This is a genomic window from Amycolatopsis sp. NPDC114484 (assembly GCF_055633755.1).
On record NZ_JBVKDQ010000006.1, the window covers coordinates 227,178 to 241,957 of the forward strand.

Sequence of the window (14,780 nt, forward strand, 5' to 3'; positions counted from 1 at the left end):
ATGGACCTGGAAGGTTGCGACACGGTGGAAAGGACGGACGAGAAGGACCGTGCGATGGGGCGTTTCCTGCTGGAACGTCGGCTGAAGGTGAACAGACCGCAACACGAGGCGGCTGCGCTCGCGGGGATCAACAAAACCACGTTCGGGCGGCTGGAGCGGGGAGAGCGGCCGGTGAGACTGGTCGAGGTCGCGTCCGGGCTGGCGAAGGCACTGGACGTGTCGCCGTATGCGCTAGTGCTGAGGGTGGCGGGTAAGGCGGGGCAACCTGAGCCCCGGGAACCCTTCGTGTCCTTTGTGGACGAGCTGTGCGGCTTCGGCAAGGGCGGCACGGAAGCGCCGAAGTGCCTGGCGCATCTGCTTTTCGCCATGCGAATGAGGGTGCGGAAGCTAACCCGGGAAGCGGCTTCGGATGCCGGGATACATCGCACGACGTGGGGCCAGACCGAACAGGGGCTGGTTTACCCGACGATCCCGGTGCTTGCGCGGATGGCGGACGCGATGGGGCGGGACGTGCCGTTTTATCGGCGGCAACTGCTAATCGCGGCGATGCGCGACCAGTTGCGGCGGGAGGAATGCGCGCAGCGGGGCGTGTCGTGGAATCCGGGGTGGTGGCGGCCCGCGAATGTCCGGCAGGCGGGCGACTGGCCCGCTTCGGTGCGATCCCGGTACGGAGGATGAGCATGAGAGACGTCGATGCGGTGACGACACTGGAGGACGCGCGCAACGAAGCAGAAAGGCTCGATCCGGGCGAGGGCGCAGACCTCCCGGAACGGATCGGCTGGATGCGCCACGTGGCGCAGCTGTACAAGAACGTCTCTGTTACCGATCCCCAGCGCCAGTACGAAGCGTGGGTGATGTTCACGCAGCAGCGGCACGCCATCTCCCATCTGACGCGGCGGCCGGAATACGCCTCCGACTATGACTAGCGGACCGGCGGAGAGGGCATCCGTCCGTGGACGTTGGATGCGCGCTTGCGGAGAACCCCGTCACACGTCCACGGACGGTCTTTATTCGGCTTCTGAGGTGTGCTTGATTTGGGCGAATAGTTCGCGAAAGCCTGCCCCGGCGCGCTTCCCATAGGTATCGAGTTCGCGAATTAGTTCGGATCCCACCATGAGCAGGGTCGGGCGACTCTGCCGCCCGTTCTCCAGGGCTTGAATGCCAAGGTTTGAAGCCTCATCCGTATCGCCTTGCCGTGCAGCGATAACGGCTAATGTCAGCTGAGCCTCAGCGTTGCGCATAGGCGTCATAACTTCGCCATCGGGCCTTACTCCGCGTCGGATAACTTCTTGAGCGTTGCGAGTTGCGAGATTGTCTTGGCCAACGATCCTGTAGGTATCCATAGCGTAGAAATCCCACTTGTCAGGATCAACGACAAAGTGGTTATCGGGGCGCTCGGGGAATGGCAGTCGATCAAGTAAAACGCTGCCTTTTTCAAGTGCCTTATGAACTTCCTCCGGCTTGCCCATGCGAGCGTATGCCTTTGCCTGTTGGCCGTAGAGTTGCACGGCAACTGAATGGGACTCGGCTGCGTGGATGCCCGACTCGGCTGTATTGATAACAGCCTGATAGTTTCCTGCGGTCAGTTGGAACCAGGCGAGCATTTCGTGAGACCACCCGACGATTCCGGGTTCGCCGGATTCCTTGCCTAGACCCATTGCCATTTGCCGCGTTGCTTCGGCGGCAGCCTGGTCACCTAGGTCATTTTCGAGGCAGCCGACAAGCAAGGCGAGCATCCCGGCATTGCTGAGGATGTCTCGATGCTGACTCAGGCTCAGTCGGCCGCCAAGTAGTTCGGTCATCTTCTGTAGCCACTCGCGGCCATTCAAAATCAGTTCACGAGCGGCGACGTGCGGATAGTCGCAGCAGAGTTGTTCGACTTTGATCCGGATGGCATCCACTGTCGAGGAATTGATGTCAGATGAGCGAATACGGTTCATCAGTTCGAGCGTGTCCATGCCCGTATTTGCAATCAAGATCTCGTCTTGCGAATGTGGAATAATGAGATTGCTGTGAGTAGATTTTTCTATACTTGCTGCGGATTTAACTTTGAAGCGGCTCTCTCCCGGAAAATCAAACCAGAGAAGGTCCTTGGGTAGATGCAGGATGCGCGCGTAGTTACGCAAGACTTCCAGGTTTTGCTCCGGCTTGCCGTTCTCAATCTTGCTTACCTGAGCTTGATTGAGCCCTAGCCACCGGCCGAGTAGCTCTTGGTTTAGTCCCTTGCCGAAGAGTTGAAGGTGCCGAGGGTGGTTCCGATAGGCTCGAAAAACCCTGCCCATGTGTTGGCTATCAAAAGCTGCCCGGAACTCGGGAGTCTCAAAGAACTCATTCCTGAGCTGAGTGGGAGGCGTACGAAGCTGGTCACGTTGATCACGGTGGCACCTCCCGCAGAGGCGCGCGGTGTTGTCGGCGGCCAGCGGCGCACCGCACCCCTGGCAGCGCCGACCGCCGTCAGCCTGCCGACCGGAACCAGAACCGGAAGAAACCATCTCACCGCCCGCGCCTAGAGAAGCCTTCACCTACCCTCTGACCAGCGTACATAGCCCACCCGGCACCCACCACACGTGTGATCAGGAGCGGTGCCGGGGAACTCCCCGGGCCAAGAGGCGTCGGATAAGCGCTGGTGAGCGGTGGTACTGTTTCGTTGGTTGACGCGCTTGGTGGCCGACCCAGGTGATGACCGACGTCGACGGCGAGCCCGCCATCGTCGCCGACTGCCACATCTTGTCCGACCGGCCGAGGTCGCCGCCGATCTTGGCCAGCTCGCTGCCGGTGCCGGGCACGTACGTCGCGACGTTCGCCGCGGTGTCCGGATTTCCGGCGGCGACCACCGCGGTGCCGTCGCCGCTGACGTCGAGCGAGATCAGGAAAGCCGGAGGTTTGCCGTCGCCGGTGGCCGCGAGCCGGTCGCGGATCGCGGTGAGGCCGCGCAGCTGTGCGTCGTCGCCCTTCCGCTTGTCGATTTCCTGTTGCAGCACCACACGATTCGCCGCGTCGCGATCGACAACCGGGATACCGTCGAGGTTGCGGATCAGATCCGGGTTGTCGCGCAGGATCGAGGACTGCGCGGAGTCGGACAGACTGTCCCACCACGCCCGGTTCTCCGCCGGAGTCCCGTTCGGCTTCGGCTGGCTGCTGGTGGCCATCGCCAACGCGACGACCCCGGAGCCGCCGCTCTCCCCGTTGGCCGCGCGGTCGAGCACGACGGTCAGATCCGCGTCGACTTCGGTGGCGTCACGGAGAATCTGGCCGACCCGGTCGGCGACCTCGGCCTGTCGCTCGGGTTCACCGCTGACCCCGCCGCCGTCATCGATGCGCATTCCGTTGCGGGTAGCGAAATCGTCGACCTCGCGCACCGCCGAGCTGATCCGCTCAACCGCCAGCTGCGCGTCGTGCACCCCGCGCCGGACCGCTGACACATCGGTGGTCAGCTGGCGCAATTCTGTTGCCAGCGCAGTACCTTTGGCCGTCGCCGCGTCCGCCGCGTCGCCCTGCCAGGAGCCGAACTTCGTCATGGCTCCGGCGTCGTCGTTCGCCCCGGTGAGCCGGGCGGCCCGGGCACCGAGCGCGTCGACTGCCGCGGCGAGGTCGGCCGGGTTCCAGCGCCGGACGTCTCCCCAGGTGATCATCGGCCCGCCGCCGCGATCTCGCCGGTCGCGTTCTGGTCGGCACCGCGGTATCCGGCGGCGGCCTGATCGAGGTTCCCCGCGTAGGCCTCGGTGTCGGCAGTCCACTTCGGAACGGCACGGCCCCAGGTTCCGGACAGCCGGTCCGCCGCGGCCACGCTCGTGCCGCCGGACAGCCCGACCCCGGCGAGCGCGCCCGCGAGGTCGGCCGCCCGCACGGTCGCCGCCGCCTGACGCGCCCGTCCGGCCGCGGTCGCGACCTCCGCCGGAGCGACCTCGAAACCCGTTCCCATGCGCATCTCCCCCACCGCGGCGACCGGACGACCCGTACGACGGACGTCCGCGGTGCCCGGTTCCCCACAGTTCGACGTTCGCGAAAACTCCTGCCATGATTCCCCCGCCACGGCCCTGACCTGCGCAAACCCCCGTCTAGCTTGTCCACATATGTGAACGCTAGTCACGTGACTGAATAGTTATCAGCCCGCGTCTTGCCCGCCGCTGACCAGCGTGTGACTGTGTACGGCGAAGTTCGTACCGGAGCGGCCTGAGCCGGCGCGCGGCGAGGAAAGGCGTTGCGCGGCGGCGGATTCAGCCGTTCCGCAGTGCTGGACCAGTCCGGCAGTCCTTGTCCCCTCGACCCCCACTCGTCCGGCCCGGACGGCGCTGGCCTCCCCGGCAGCGGACCAGGACCGGCCGGCCATCCCGGAAAGAGACGGCTCGGCAATGACACAGACAGCCGCGGCGCGGCGGCCCATCGGCAGAACGACGCTGTACTTCTTCGGTGCCCTCGGCGGCATCCTGTTCGGTTACGACCTCGGCGTCATTTCCGGGGTGTTGCCGTTCATCGGCAAACTCTGGAGCCTGTCCGGATGGGACAAGGGCGTCATCACCGCGAGCATTTCGGTCGGCGCGATCGTCGGCGCGAGTTTCTCCTCGCGGCTCAACGAAAGGCTCGGCCGCCGCCGGACGATCATGGTCGCCGCGGTCGTCGTCATCATCGGCACGATCGCGGCCACCTTCTCGCCGACCTTCGCGTTGCTGATCGTTTCCCGACTCGTGATCGGCGTCGGAATCGGCCTGTCTTCGTCGACGGTCCCGACGTATCTGTCGGAACTCGCTCCGGCGCGGCTGCGCGGGGCGATGGGCGCGCTGAACCAGATCTTCATCGTGCTCGGCATCCTGATCGCGTTCCTGGTCAGCTACGGGCTCGGCACGTCGGGCAACTGGCGGCTGATGTTCGCCGGCGCGATCGTGCCCGCGGTGGTTCTGCTGGCGGGCTTGGTGTTCCTGCCCGAAACGCCGCGCTGGCTCGTCGCGAACGGCCAGGAGGAACAGGCCCGCGCGGTCTTGCTCAGCTCGCACGGCGGCAGCGTGAACGTCGACGAGGAGATCGGCACGATCCGCGAGGTGATCCGGCTCGACTCGGAATCGGCGAAGACCCGCTTCCGCGACCTGCTGACGCCGACCGTGCGGCCGATGCTCGTGGTGGCCCTGCTGCTCGCGATGGGCCAGCAGTTCAGCGGCGTGAACGCGGTGAACGCGTACTTCCCGACGATGCTGATCGGCCTCGGCTTCGCGACCCAGGCGGCGTTGCTGTCCGGCGTGCTGCTGGGCGTGACCAAGTTCCTGTTCACCGCGTGGGTCGTGTTCGTGGTCGACCGGTGGGGCCGCAAACCGCTGCTGCTGATCGGCAACGTGCTGATGGTGCTCACCTTGGTCGCGGCCGGGTTCATCGTGCTGGAAGTCCACGACACCGCGACCAAGGGCATCCTGATGCTGGTCGCGATGGTGCTCTACCTGGTCGGCTACGAACTGGGCTGGGGCGCGGTCGTGTGGGTCATGATGGCCGAGGTGTTCCCGCTGAAGGTCCGCGCGGCGGGCATGGGCGTGAGCAGCGTCGTGCTGTGGGCCGCGACCGGCATCATCAGCGCCGTGTTCCCGATCATCTCCGACCCCGGAGCCCTCGGCCTCGGCGGTTCGATGTTCCTGTTCGCGGGCATCAACGTGGTCCTGTTCTTCCTCACGAAGTGGCTCGTCCCGGAAACCAAGGGCCGGACGCTGGAGGAAATCGAACTCGACCTGCGCGGGCGGACGCATTCGAAGGCACGCGCCTGAATTTCGTCTCGGGGTATGGCCGGGCGGCAGGGGATTTCCCTTGCCGCCCGGCCGTTTTTTATCGGCCCAGCCGGCGGTATTGCCGGGTGGCGAGCGGCAGGAAGAGCAGCGTCAGCACCGCGGGCCAAGCCACGGCGAGCAGTACCGCGTGCTCCGCCGCCCAGCCATTCGCGGCCCACGCGGGATTACCCGCCAGCTCGCGAACCGCGGAAGCCGTTGCGGTGAGCGGATTCCAGGTCGCGACAGCGCTCAGCCAAGCGGGCATGGTGTCCGGGGAAACGAAGACGCCGGACAGGAATCCGACCGGCCACACCAATACCTGCACCGAGACCGCCGATTCCGGGGTCTTCAGCAGCAGCCCGAGGTAAATCCCGACCCAGACGAAGGCGAAGCGGAGCCACAAAAGCAGCCCGACCGCGCCCAGCACAGACATCTGCTGCGGCCGCCACCCCAGCAATAGCCCGGCCCCCATCATCACGACGAGCCCGGCGGCCGCGCAGATCAGATCGGCGAGACAGCGTCCGGTCAGCACGGCGAGCCCGCTGACCGGCATCGCCCGGATCCGCTCGGTGACGCCCTTCGCCGCGTCCGAGGTCACCGCGAGGACGGTGGATTCCAGCCCGAACAGCATGGTCATCGCGAGCATGCCGGGGATCAGAAGTCGATGTACGCGCCGTCCCGGATGGCCATCGCACCACCGAAAAGCTGGCCGAACATCACCACGATCAGGACCGGGAACAGGAGGGTGAGCGCGATCGAGACCGGACGTTGCTTCCAATGCACCAGGATGCGCCGGGTCAGGACGGCGGTGTGCGTCGGCCAGGCGACGGCGGGGGTGGTCATCGAGCCTCCTCGGAGATGGCGGGTGAGGTTTTCCGGGAAATCGCCGAGTCAGCCTGCTTTCCCGCCGCGTCAGCCGTGCGGGCATGGCCGGTCAGGTGCAGGAAAACTTCGTCGAGCGTCGGCTTGCGGACGACCGTCTCGACCCGGTCCGGCCCGACCTTCGCCTTCAGCTCGTCCGGCGTGCCCGCGGCGACGACCCGACCCGCGTCGAGCACCGCGATCCGGTCGGCGAGCTGATCGGCCTCCTCCAGGTACTGCGTGGTCAGCAGCACTGTCGTGCCAGTGCCGGCGAGCGCGCGAACATCCGCCCAGACGTCGAGGCGAGCGGCCGGGTCGAGTCCGGTCGTCGGCTCGTCGAGGAAGAGCACCGCCGGGTTCAGCAGGAGCCCGGCGGCCAGGTCCAGCTTGCGCCGCATGCCGCCGGAGTAGCCCGAAACAGACCGGCCCGCCGCTTCGCCGAGACCGAACCGCTCCAGCAGTTCCGTCGCCCGCGCCCGAGCCGCCCGCGACGGCAAACCGCCGAGCCTGCCGAACAGTTCGAGGTTCTGCCTTCCGGTGAGGATCTCGTCCACCGAGGCGTTCTGCCCGACCAGCCCGATCCGCCGCCGCACCTCGTCCGGGTCGGCGACCGCGTCGAACCCGGCCACCCGCACTTCGCCGGCGTCCGGCCGCAGCAACGTAGTCAGGATCCGGACCGCCGTGGTCTTGCCCGCGCCGTTGGGACCGAGCAGGCCGCACACCGTCCCCGGCTCCACCTGCAGGTCAAACCCGTCCAACGCCGCCCGTTCGCCGTACCGCTTCTGCACCCCGCGCGCCAGGACGCCCACTCGCGCACCTACTCCGTATGCCATAAGAAGAAGGCTAGCACAACACTCCGTATTGCATACGGAGTAAGGTTCCTATGCTGGTCCCGTGACGACTGACGGCAACAACGGCGACCCCGCCGCGACGATCGCGCTGCTGTGGGGCACCCGCCAGCTGCCGCGGCGCGGACCGAAGCACGGCCTGACCCCGGCGCGAATCGTCGACGCGGCGATCGAGGTCGCGGACACCGAACAGGACCTGGCAACGCTGTCGATGCGCCGGGTGGCCGAGTCGCTGGGCGTCGGGACGATGTCGCTGTACACCTATGTCGCGTCGCGCGCGGAACTGGTCGAAGCGATGGTCGACGCGGTCTACGGCGAAGCGGTAGCCGAACTGTCCGAAATAGACGCCGACGACTGGCGCGACGGGCTCCGCCGAGTCGCCGCCGTCAACTGGGCGATGTACCTGCGGCATCCGTGGCTGCTGCAGGTCTTCTCCGGCCGTCCGACGCTGGGCCCCAACGCGATCGCGAAGTACGACCTGGAACTGGCTGTCGTCGATGGCATCGGTCTGGCGGACCTGGAAATGGACTCGACGATCACCCTGGTGACCACGCACGTGGAAGGCTTGGCGCGCCGCAAGGTCGAGGCTGCGCGAATCGTGCGGCAAACCGGAATGACCGACCAGCAGTGGTGGGCCGCGACCGCCCCCGCCCTGGCCGAGGTGTACGAACCGCGACGCTTCCCGGTCGCGGACCGGGTCGGCACCGCGGCCGGGCAGATCCACCAGGCCCCCTACAGCGTCGACCACGAGTACGCGTTCGGCCTGGACCGCCTGATCGAAGGCATTGCCGCACTGGTCGACCGGTCTGCGGGGTAACTGGGGCAGCTTTTCGCCGGACCACCGCCCCGGCTCTCGCGAGGCCAACGCAGACCAGCGCCACCCACTGCACCGCGCGCAGGTTCTCGCCGAGAACCAGCATCCCCGCCAGCCCCGCACTCGCTGACGCGAGACTGCCCCGGCTGTCCGGGCGGCAGCCGTCGCAAAGCCGCCAACTCCAGCGAATACGGCACCACTGCTGACAGCGCGGCCACTCCTACGCCGACGAGCAACACCTGCGACGCCACCAACCGGGCTCGGCCAGACCCGACCGAACTCGACCAGACCGGACTCGGCAAGGCTCGACCGGACTCGGCAAGGCTCGACCAGATTCGACCGGGCTCAGCCAGACCTGACCGGACTCGACCGGACTCAGCCGAACTCGGCAAGACTCGACCGGACTCGACCGGGCTCGACCGGGCTCGACCGGGCTCAGCCGGACTCGGCAAGGCTCGACCGGACTCGACCGGGCTCAGCCGGACTCGGCAAGGCTCGACCGGACTCGACCGGGCTCAGCCGGACTCGGCAAGGCTCGACCGGGCTAAACCAAGCCCAACCAGGCTCAGCCGGGAAACAGTCCTCGCGGAATCACCGCGGGACCACCGCGTTCGGTCAATCCGGCAGCATAGGCATCTCCATCCCCGCCTCATGACTCAGCAGCGCCGCCCGCGTCAACGCGGCTGCGCCAAAGCGGTTCCGCAAGGCATCCACCGCCGAGTCCAGTGCGGTGGCCTCCGCGGACATCGCTGGGCGGGACGGTTGGTCCAGTGGCAGCGCCAACTGCACCGCACCGTGGCTGTCGAGGTTCGAGAACGACAGGCCCAGCAACGTCAAACCCCGGTCGCACACCAGCGGTTGCGCCGCGGCCAGCAGACCGCGGGCAGCGCACAGCAGCGTTTCCGTGTGGTCGGTGCTGTCGGCGAGCGTGTGCGACCTCGTGGCGCGGGTGAAGTCCGCGAAGCGCATTCGCAGCACCACCGTCCGGCACACCCGCGACGCGGCGCGTAGCCGCCGGGCCAAACGGTCCACAATGGACACCACGATCTCGTCCAGCTCGGCCGCCGAGCGTGCGCGGCGGCCCAGCGCGCGTTGCGAGCCGATCGAACGACGGCGTTTGCCTGGCTGGACCGCGCGCGGGTCGCGGCCGTGTGCCTGAGCGTGCAGGTGTCGGCCGGAGCCTGGGCCGAGCATCGAGATCAACGCCGCTTCGGGGAGTTCGGCGACCTGGCGCACGGTGCGGACGCCACGTTCCCGCAGCTTCGCCGACGTCACCTTTCCCACTCCCCACAACCGCTCCACCGGCAGTGGGTGCAGGAACTCCAACTCTCGCTCGGGCGGCACCACCAGCAGGCCGTCTGGTTTCGCGACGCCGCTCGCCACTTTCGCGAGGAACTTCGTGCGCGCCACCCCTACCGTGATCGGCAGCCCGACTTGCGCCAGCACCTCCGCGCGCAAGCGCACCGCGATCTCCGACGGACGCCCGGCGATCCGCCGCAGCCCGCCGACATCCAGGAAAGCTTCGTCGATCGACACTCCTTCCACCGCCGGCGTCGTCCGCCGGAACACCTCGAACACCGCCTTGCTCGCCGCGCTGTAGACCGACATCCGCGGCGGCACCACCACGACATGCGGGCACAACCGCCTCGCCTGCGCCCCGCCCATCGCGGTGCGCACGCCCAGCGCCTTGGCCTCGTAGCTCGCGGCCAGCACCACGCCACCGCCCACGATCACCGGCCTGCCGCGCAGCCGGGGATCGTCGCGCTGCTCGACCGAGGCGTAGAACGCGTCGAGGTCGGCGTGGAGGATCGGTCCTTCGCTCGTCACGAACATATGTTCGCATCGAACACCGACAAAAACCGCGATCCGTTCACTCGAACGGAGTAGAAAAATCTCCCGAAGCCCCGGCGGAACGCGCTAGTGTCTCTCCCCGTGCGGCTCGTCCTGTTCGACCTCGACACCACGCTCGTCGATCGCGCGGAGGGATTCCGCCGCTGGGCGTGGGAGTTCTGCGCGGAACACCGGCTCGCCGAGGAAGACGCCGACTGGCTCATCGCCGCCGACGACCGCGGGCGCGCCGACCGGGCGGTGTTCTTCAAGGACCTGCGCGAACGGTTCGATCTGCGAGAACCCGGCCTCGAAGAGGCCTACCGCGAACGCCATCCCGCACTCGTCCCGCCCGCGCCCGGCGTGCTGACCGGTTTGCCCCGGCTGCGCGCGGCGGGCTGGCGGATCGGCGTGCTCGGCGAGGGCGAACCGCAGCTGTCCACCCTGCTGTGCACCGGAATCGCCGGGCTCGTGGACGGCTGGGCGCTAGCCGGGCCGGACGGACTGTCCACATCGGACCCAAAGCTGTTCGCACTGGCCGCCGAACGCTGCGAAACCACGCTGGCCGACGCCTGGCTGGTCGGCGCGGACGTCGAACCCGCACGGTCCGCTGGTTTGCGCACCGTGCGAGTCGGCCAAGACCGCGACACCGCCGCCGCGATCACTCTTCTGCTCGAGAGCTAGTTCTCGGAGTCGATCTGCCAGGAGCCGTTGCGCTGCGACATCGTGTAGACGTGCGACTCAGTCGTAACGCCGCCGCTAGCGCGGTGGTAGGTGATCCTCGCGGTGAGCTTGTTGTCGCCGGTGACCTGGACGTCGTTCGCGGTCACCGAACTGAACTGGCTCCACCACGATTTGTACCGCTCGAAGGTCTGCTTCTTCGCGGCCCGGAACCCGTCGCTGAGCATCCCCCAGCCGCTCTCCAGATTGCCCGGGAGGTACGAGAAGTAAGTGCGCAGCGAGGCCGCCATCGCCTCCGGCGAGTTCGTCGCGGAACTGGAGGGCGGAGGACTGCTCGACGAAGGCGGAGTCGACGGAGAGGTCGACGGCGACGGCTGCGAGGGGGACGAAGCCGCCGGAGCACTGCTAGGCGAGGAGCTCACGGGAGCAGGCGGCGGGTTCGCAGCCGGGTCTTCCTGTCCGTGGTTTCGAGTCAGAACGACGGTCACGATCACGGCGATCACCACGAGGAGCGCGCCCGCGCCAGCGAAGATCATTCCGCGGCGTCTTCGGTCCGAACCCGCGGGCGGCGCGGCGGCGGCACCCGCGGCCGGGACCGCGACCGTGGTCGGTACGACCGGCGGTTTGGCGTCCGGCAGCGTCAGCGGTTCCGGAACGGTCGCGACCGGGGTGACGCCGCCGTCGAGCTTGCGCAGTTCCGCGACGACCTCGGTCATCGACGGCCGGTCCTCCGGCTTGAGCTCCAGCAGCTTCAGCAGCAGCGGCTCCAGCTTCCCGGCCTGTTTCGGCGGGTTGATCGAACCGCTGGAAACCCGGTACAGCAAGGCGATCGCGTTGTCCGCGGTGCCGAACGGCGGATCGCCCTCCACCGCCATGTACAGCGTCGCGCCGAGGGCGAACACGTCGGAGGCGAAGGTCGCGTCCTCGCCGCGGGCGACCTCCGGCGCGAGGAACGCGGGCGTGCCGGAGATTTCGCCGGTCGCGGTGAGCGTGACGTCGCCGACCGCGCGGGAAATGCCGAAGTCGGTCACCTTGACCGTGGTGCCGTCGTCGCCGAGCAGGACGTTGCCCGGTTTGACGTCGCGGTGCACGATGCCCGCCCGGTGCGCGGCGGCGAGCACGCCGGCCAGCTGCACCGCGAACGGGATCGCCTCGTCGACGGTCAGCGGACCGTCCTCGCGCAGTTTCACCGCGAGGCTGCGCGAGGGCAGGTACTCCATGATCAGCCACGGGCGGTCCTCGTGCTCGACCACGTTGAACACCGAGATGGCGTTCGGATGCTGCAGCCGGGCGGCGATGCGGGCCTCGCGCATGGCGCGGTTGCGGGCTTCCTCGACCTTGTCCTCGCCCTGGTTCATGGGCATGAGGAGTTCCTTGACCGCGACGACGCGGCCGAGGATCTTGTCCTCCCCGCGCCAGACCATCCCCATCGCGCCGCTGCCGATCAGTTCGACGAGCTCGTAGCGACCGGCGACCTGCCGGCTCTCCTCGGTCAACGGAAAACCCTTCGGTGCGACATCATCCACGGACGGCGATCACCCAGTTTTCCACGGACGGCCGGAGCCGGATCCGCGACCCACCCGCGCCCCGGCCGGGGTTGCTCCGGGTGGCCGGGTCACGACAGGGTGAGCACATGACCACGACGGCGCCGTCTTTCCGGAGTGTGTTCCGGATGGGCGAATTTCGTGCGCTCTGGTTCGCGCACGTGCTGTCGGTGGCAGGTGACCAATTAGCCCGGGTCGCGCTGACTGTGTTGGTATTCAACCGAACGGCCTCCGCCGGCTGGGCCGCTGGGACGTACGCGCTCACCTATTTGCCGGACCTCCTCGGCGGTGCGCTCGGCGGGCTCGCCGACCGATTCCCGCGCCGCACTGTGCTCGTGGTCGCGGATGTCGTGCGCGCACTGCTGGTCGCGTTGATGGCGATCCCCGGCACGCCCTGGCCAGTCGCCGCGGGACTGCTCGTGGTCGTGCAACTCGCCGCCGGGCCGTTTCAGGCTGCGCGGCAAGCGGTCCTGCCGGACATGCTGGGCGAGGAGAAACTGGCGACCGGACAAGCGATTCTCTCCTCGACGTACCAAGCCGCGCTGGTGATCGGCTTCGGCGCGGGCGCGGCGGTGGTCGCGTGGCTCGGGGTTTCGGGCGCACTGTGGGCGGACGCGGTCACGTTCGCGGTGTCGGCGGCCGCGCTGCGCTGGGGTTTGCGGCGGTACCCCGTTTCGAAGGTGGCCGAACACGCGCCGCAATGGGCGTCGCTGAAGGCGGGCTGCCGATTGGTCGCGCGGGACCGGAAACTGCGGTCCCTGCTGGCGATCGCGTGCTGCTGCGGGTTCTACGTCGTGCCGGAAGGGCTGGCGGTGCCGGTGGCCGCGCAACTCGGCGGCACTGGCGTGCTCGGCTGGCTGCTGGTGGCGAACCCGGTCGGGACGCTGCTCGGGGCGTTGCTGATCAGCCGGTTGCCGCGGGCGCGGCAGGTGCGGTGGCTGGGTCCGCTCGCGGTGGCGAGCAGTCTCGTCCTGCTGCCGACCGGCTGGACGCCCGCGTTGCCGGTGGTCGTGGCGGTCTGGACGGTGTCCGGGATGTTTTCCGCGCACGACTTGATCACCCAGGTGCAGTACAGCCTCGCCGCGCCGCCGGAACAGCGCGGCCAGGTGATCGGGGTCGCGATCGCGGCGTTGCGGGCGGCGCAGGGCCTGACGATCGCCGCCGCGGGCGCGCTGGCGCTGGCCTTCGCGCCGACGACGGTGGTCGCGATCGCCGCCGTCGCCGGAGCAGGGTGCGCCGGTCTGGCCGGGATCGCGTGGGCGCGGGCGGTGCGAGCGGACCGCGCGGTGCGGCCCCGCCGAACTCCCCTCGACGAGGCCACCCCACCTCCCGCGCCGTAATCCGCGGGACGGGTGTGCCGCGGGACTGGTTCGGATCACGTCCAGTTGTTGTCACGCATGCCCTCTCACCTCCTCGTGGGGCGGGCTGGGGGCGGTGGTTCAGCGGGTCCAGTTGTTGTCGCGCATGGGGGCGGCTCCTTTCGTGGCTCGACGGGCGGTGGTCGGCGGGACTCAGCGGGTCCAGTTGTTGTCGCGCACGGCGGTGGCTCCTTTCGTGGCTCGACGGGCGGTCGTTCGCGGGACTTAGCGGGTCCAGTTGTTGTCGCGCATCGCGGCGGCTCCCTTCGCAGTCCGGTGGTCGGTGGTCAACGAGGCTCAGCGGGACCAGTTGTTGTCGCGCACGGCGGCAGTTCCCTTCGCGACTCGATGGGGCAGTGATCGGCAGAACTCAGCGGGCCCAGTTGTTGTCACGCATCGCGGCGGCTCCTTTCGCGGCTCGACGGGCGGTCGTTCGCGGGACTTAGCGGGCCCAGTTGTTGTCACGCATGGCAGCGGTTCCCTTCGCGACTCGATGGGGCAGTGATCGGCAGAACTCAGCGGGTCCAGTTGTTGTCACGCACAGCGATCTCCTTCCTCGTCGCCCATCGGCAAACATCGGGTTTCAGCGGGTTTCAGCGGGTTTCAGCGAGTCCAGTTGTTGTCGCGCATGGCAGTCGCTCACCCCTTTCCGCAGCAGTTCGTCCACCGTTTTCGGTCGTCTCAGCGAGTCCAGTTGTTGTCGCGCATCCGCCGCCTCCTTTCCGTTTTCCTTCTTTCCTTCCGTGTCCCGGATTCCCGGGCCCAGCCCTGTTCACCAGTTGTTGTCCCGCACTGTGGGCGCCTCCTCTCGTCAGCGAGGACCGAAAGTCTCGACCTCGAGTCGAGACCGCGAGGGCGACCTAGGTCACCGGAGCGCCGTCCAGTTGTTGTCGCGCACGGTTGTCACCTCCGTTTCAGAGTCGCGCCTTCGGCGGTTTTCGCACGTCAGCACTGGTAGGACGGTCACCGAAAGTGGCCATGGGGGTCCAAACGGGACCCTCGCGGATCCCCTGGTCCGGCCCGGATTCGGAGCAGCTGGCCACTACTCACAGTGGCCACCTCCCCTCGCCGGACGTCTGGCGCTGGGCTGTCCGGGCGAAATC

At 67.9% G+C, this 14,780-nt stretch carries 14 protein-coding genes; 6 read left to right on the forward strand and 8 right to left on the reverse strand.

Annotated elements, in window-relative coordinates:
• Positions 1-678, forward strand: coding sequence for a helix-turn-helix domain-containing protein (locus ACZ7SW_RS17870; RefSeq protein ID WP_470231670.1), 678 nt, complete (start codon positions 1-3; stop codon positions 676-678).
• Between the two features lie 2 nt (positions 679-680).
• On the forward strand, positions 681-926 hold the full coding sequence (locus ACZ7SW_RS17875) for an AMED_5909 family protein (protein ID WP_470231510.1): 246 nt from the start codon (positions 681-683) through the stop codon (positions 924-926).
• An 81-nt stretch (positions 927-1,007) separates the two neighbouring features.
• Here ACZ7SW_RS17875 and ACZ7SW_RS17880 read toward each other — a convergent pair whose 3' ends face one another.
• Genes ACZ7SW_RS17880 through ACZ7SW_RS17890 form a run of 3 tightly spaced genes read right to left on the reverse strand, consistent with a single transcriptional unit; the run spans position 1,008 to position 3,922 of the window.
• A complete protein-coding gene (locus ACZ7SW_RS17880) occupies positions 1,008-2,522 on the reverse strand; it encodes a helix-turn-helix domain-containing protein (protein ID WP_470231511.1) in 1,515 nt (504 codons plus the stop codon).
• Between the two features lie 51 nt (positions 2,523-2,573).
• A complete protein-coding gene (locus ACZ7SW_RS17885) occupies positions 2,574-3,632 on the reverse strand; it encodes an alpha/beta hydrolase (RefSeq protein ID WP_470231512.1) in 1,059 nt (352 codons plus the stop codon).
• On the reverse strand, positions 3,629-3,922 hold the full coding sequence (locus ACZ7SW_RS17890) for a hypothetical protein (RefSeq protein WP_470231513.1): 294 nt from the start codon (positions 3,920-3,922) through the stop codon (positions 3,629-3,631). The genes ACZ7SW_RS17885 and ACZ7SW_RS17890 overlap by 4 nt, the downstream gene beginning before the upstream one ends.
• Before the next feature lie 430 nt (positions 3,923-4,352).
• Here ACZ7SW_RS17890 and ACZ7SW_RS17895 point away from each other — a divergent pair, with 430 nt between their 5' ends.
• Positions 4,353-5,744, forward strand: a complete 1,392-nt coding sequence (locus ACZ7SW_RS17895; RefSeq protein ID WP_470231514.1) for a sugar porter family MFS transporter — start codon at positions 4,353-4,355, stop codon at positions 5,742-5,744.
• A gap of 58 nt (positions 5,745-5,802) precedes the next feature.
• Here the strand turns inward: ACZ7SW_RS17895 and ACZ7SW_RS17900 are convergent, their stop codons facing one another.
• Genes ACZ7SW_RS17900 through ACZ7SW_RS17910 form a run of 3 tightly spaced genes read right to left on the reverse strand, consistent with a single transcriptional unit; the run spans position 5,803 to position 7,438 of the window.
• Positions 5,803-6,390, reverse strand: coding sequence for an ABC transporter permease (locus tag ACZ7SW_RS17900; RefSeq protein ID WP_470231515.1), 588 nt, complete (start codon positions 6,388-6,390; stop codon positions 5,803-5,805).
• Between the two features lie 8 nt (positions 6,391-6,398).
• Positions 6,399-6,587: a hypothetical protein gene (locus ACZ7SW_RS17905; RefSeq protein WP_470231516.1), complete on the reverse strand. Its 189-nt coding sequence runs from the start codon at positions 6,585-6,587 to the stop codon at positions 6,399-6,401.
• Entirely contained in the window at positions 6,584-7,438 is an 855-nt protein-coding gene (locus ACZ7SW_RS17910) for an ABC transporter ATP-binding protein (protein WP_470231517.1), read from the reverse strand. Before ACZ7SW_RS17910 ends, ACZ7SW_RS17905 begins: the two co-directional genes overlap by 4 nt.
• A 61-nt stretch (positions 7,439-7,499) precedes the next feature.
• Here ACZ7SW_RS17910 and ACZ7SW_RS17915 point away from each other — a divergent pair, with 61 nt between their 5' ends.
• A complete protein-coding gene (locus ACZ7SW_RS17915) occupies positions 7,500-8,270 on the forward strand; it encodes a TetR/AcrR family transcriptional regulator (protein ID WP_470231518.1) in 771 nt (256 codons plus the stop codon).
• 612 nt (positions 8,271-8,882) lie between these two features.
• On the opposite strand, the gene dinB is transcribed toward ACZ7SW_RS17915, so the two are convergent.
• Positions 8,883-10,100 (reverse strand): DNA polymerase IV, encoded by a 1,218-nt coding sequence (dinB, locus tag ACZ7SW_RS17920; RefSeq protein WP_470231519.1) that lies wholly within the window; start codon positions 10,098-10,100, stop codon positions 8,883-8,885.
• Positions 10,101-10,199: 99 nt separating this feature from the next.
• Here dinB and ACZ7SW_RS17925 point away from each other — a divergent pair, with 99 nt between their 5' ends.
• The gene (locus tag ACZ7SW_RS17925; RefSeq protein WP_470231520.1) at positions 10,200-10,778 is read left to right on the forward strand and encodes an HAD family hydrolase; all 579 of its coding nucleotides are present in this window, start codon (positions 10,200-10,202) and stop codon (positions 10,776-10,778) included.
• Here ACZ7SW_RS17925 and ACZ7SW_RS17930 read toward each other — a convergent pair.
• Positions 10,775-12,271, reverse strand: a complete 1,497-nt coding sequence (locus ACZ7SW_RS17930) for a serine/threonine-protein kinase (protein ID WP_470231521.1) — start codon at positions 12,269-12,271, stop codon at positions 10,775-10,777. The genes ACZ7SW_RS17925 and ACZ7SW_RS17930 overlap by 4 nt on opposite strands.
• A gap of 137 nt (positions 12,272-12,408) precedes the next feature.
• Here ACZ7SW_RS17930 and ACZ7SW_RS17935 point away from each other — a divergent pair, with 137 nt between their 5' ends.
• Positions 12,409-13,659, forward strand: a complete 1,251-nt coding sequence (locus ACZ7SW_RS17935) for an MFS transporter (RefSeq protein WP_470231522.1) — start codon at positions 12,409-12,411, stop codon at positions 13,657-13,659.
• Positions 13,660-14,780 lie beyond the last annotated feature (1,121 nt).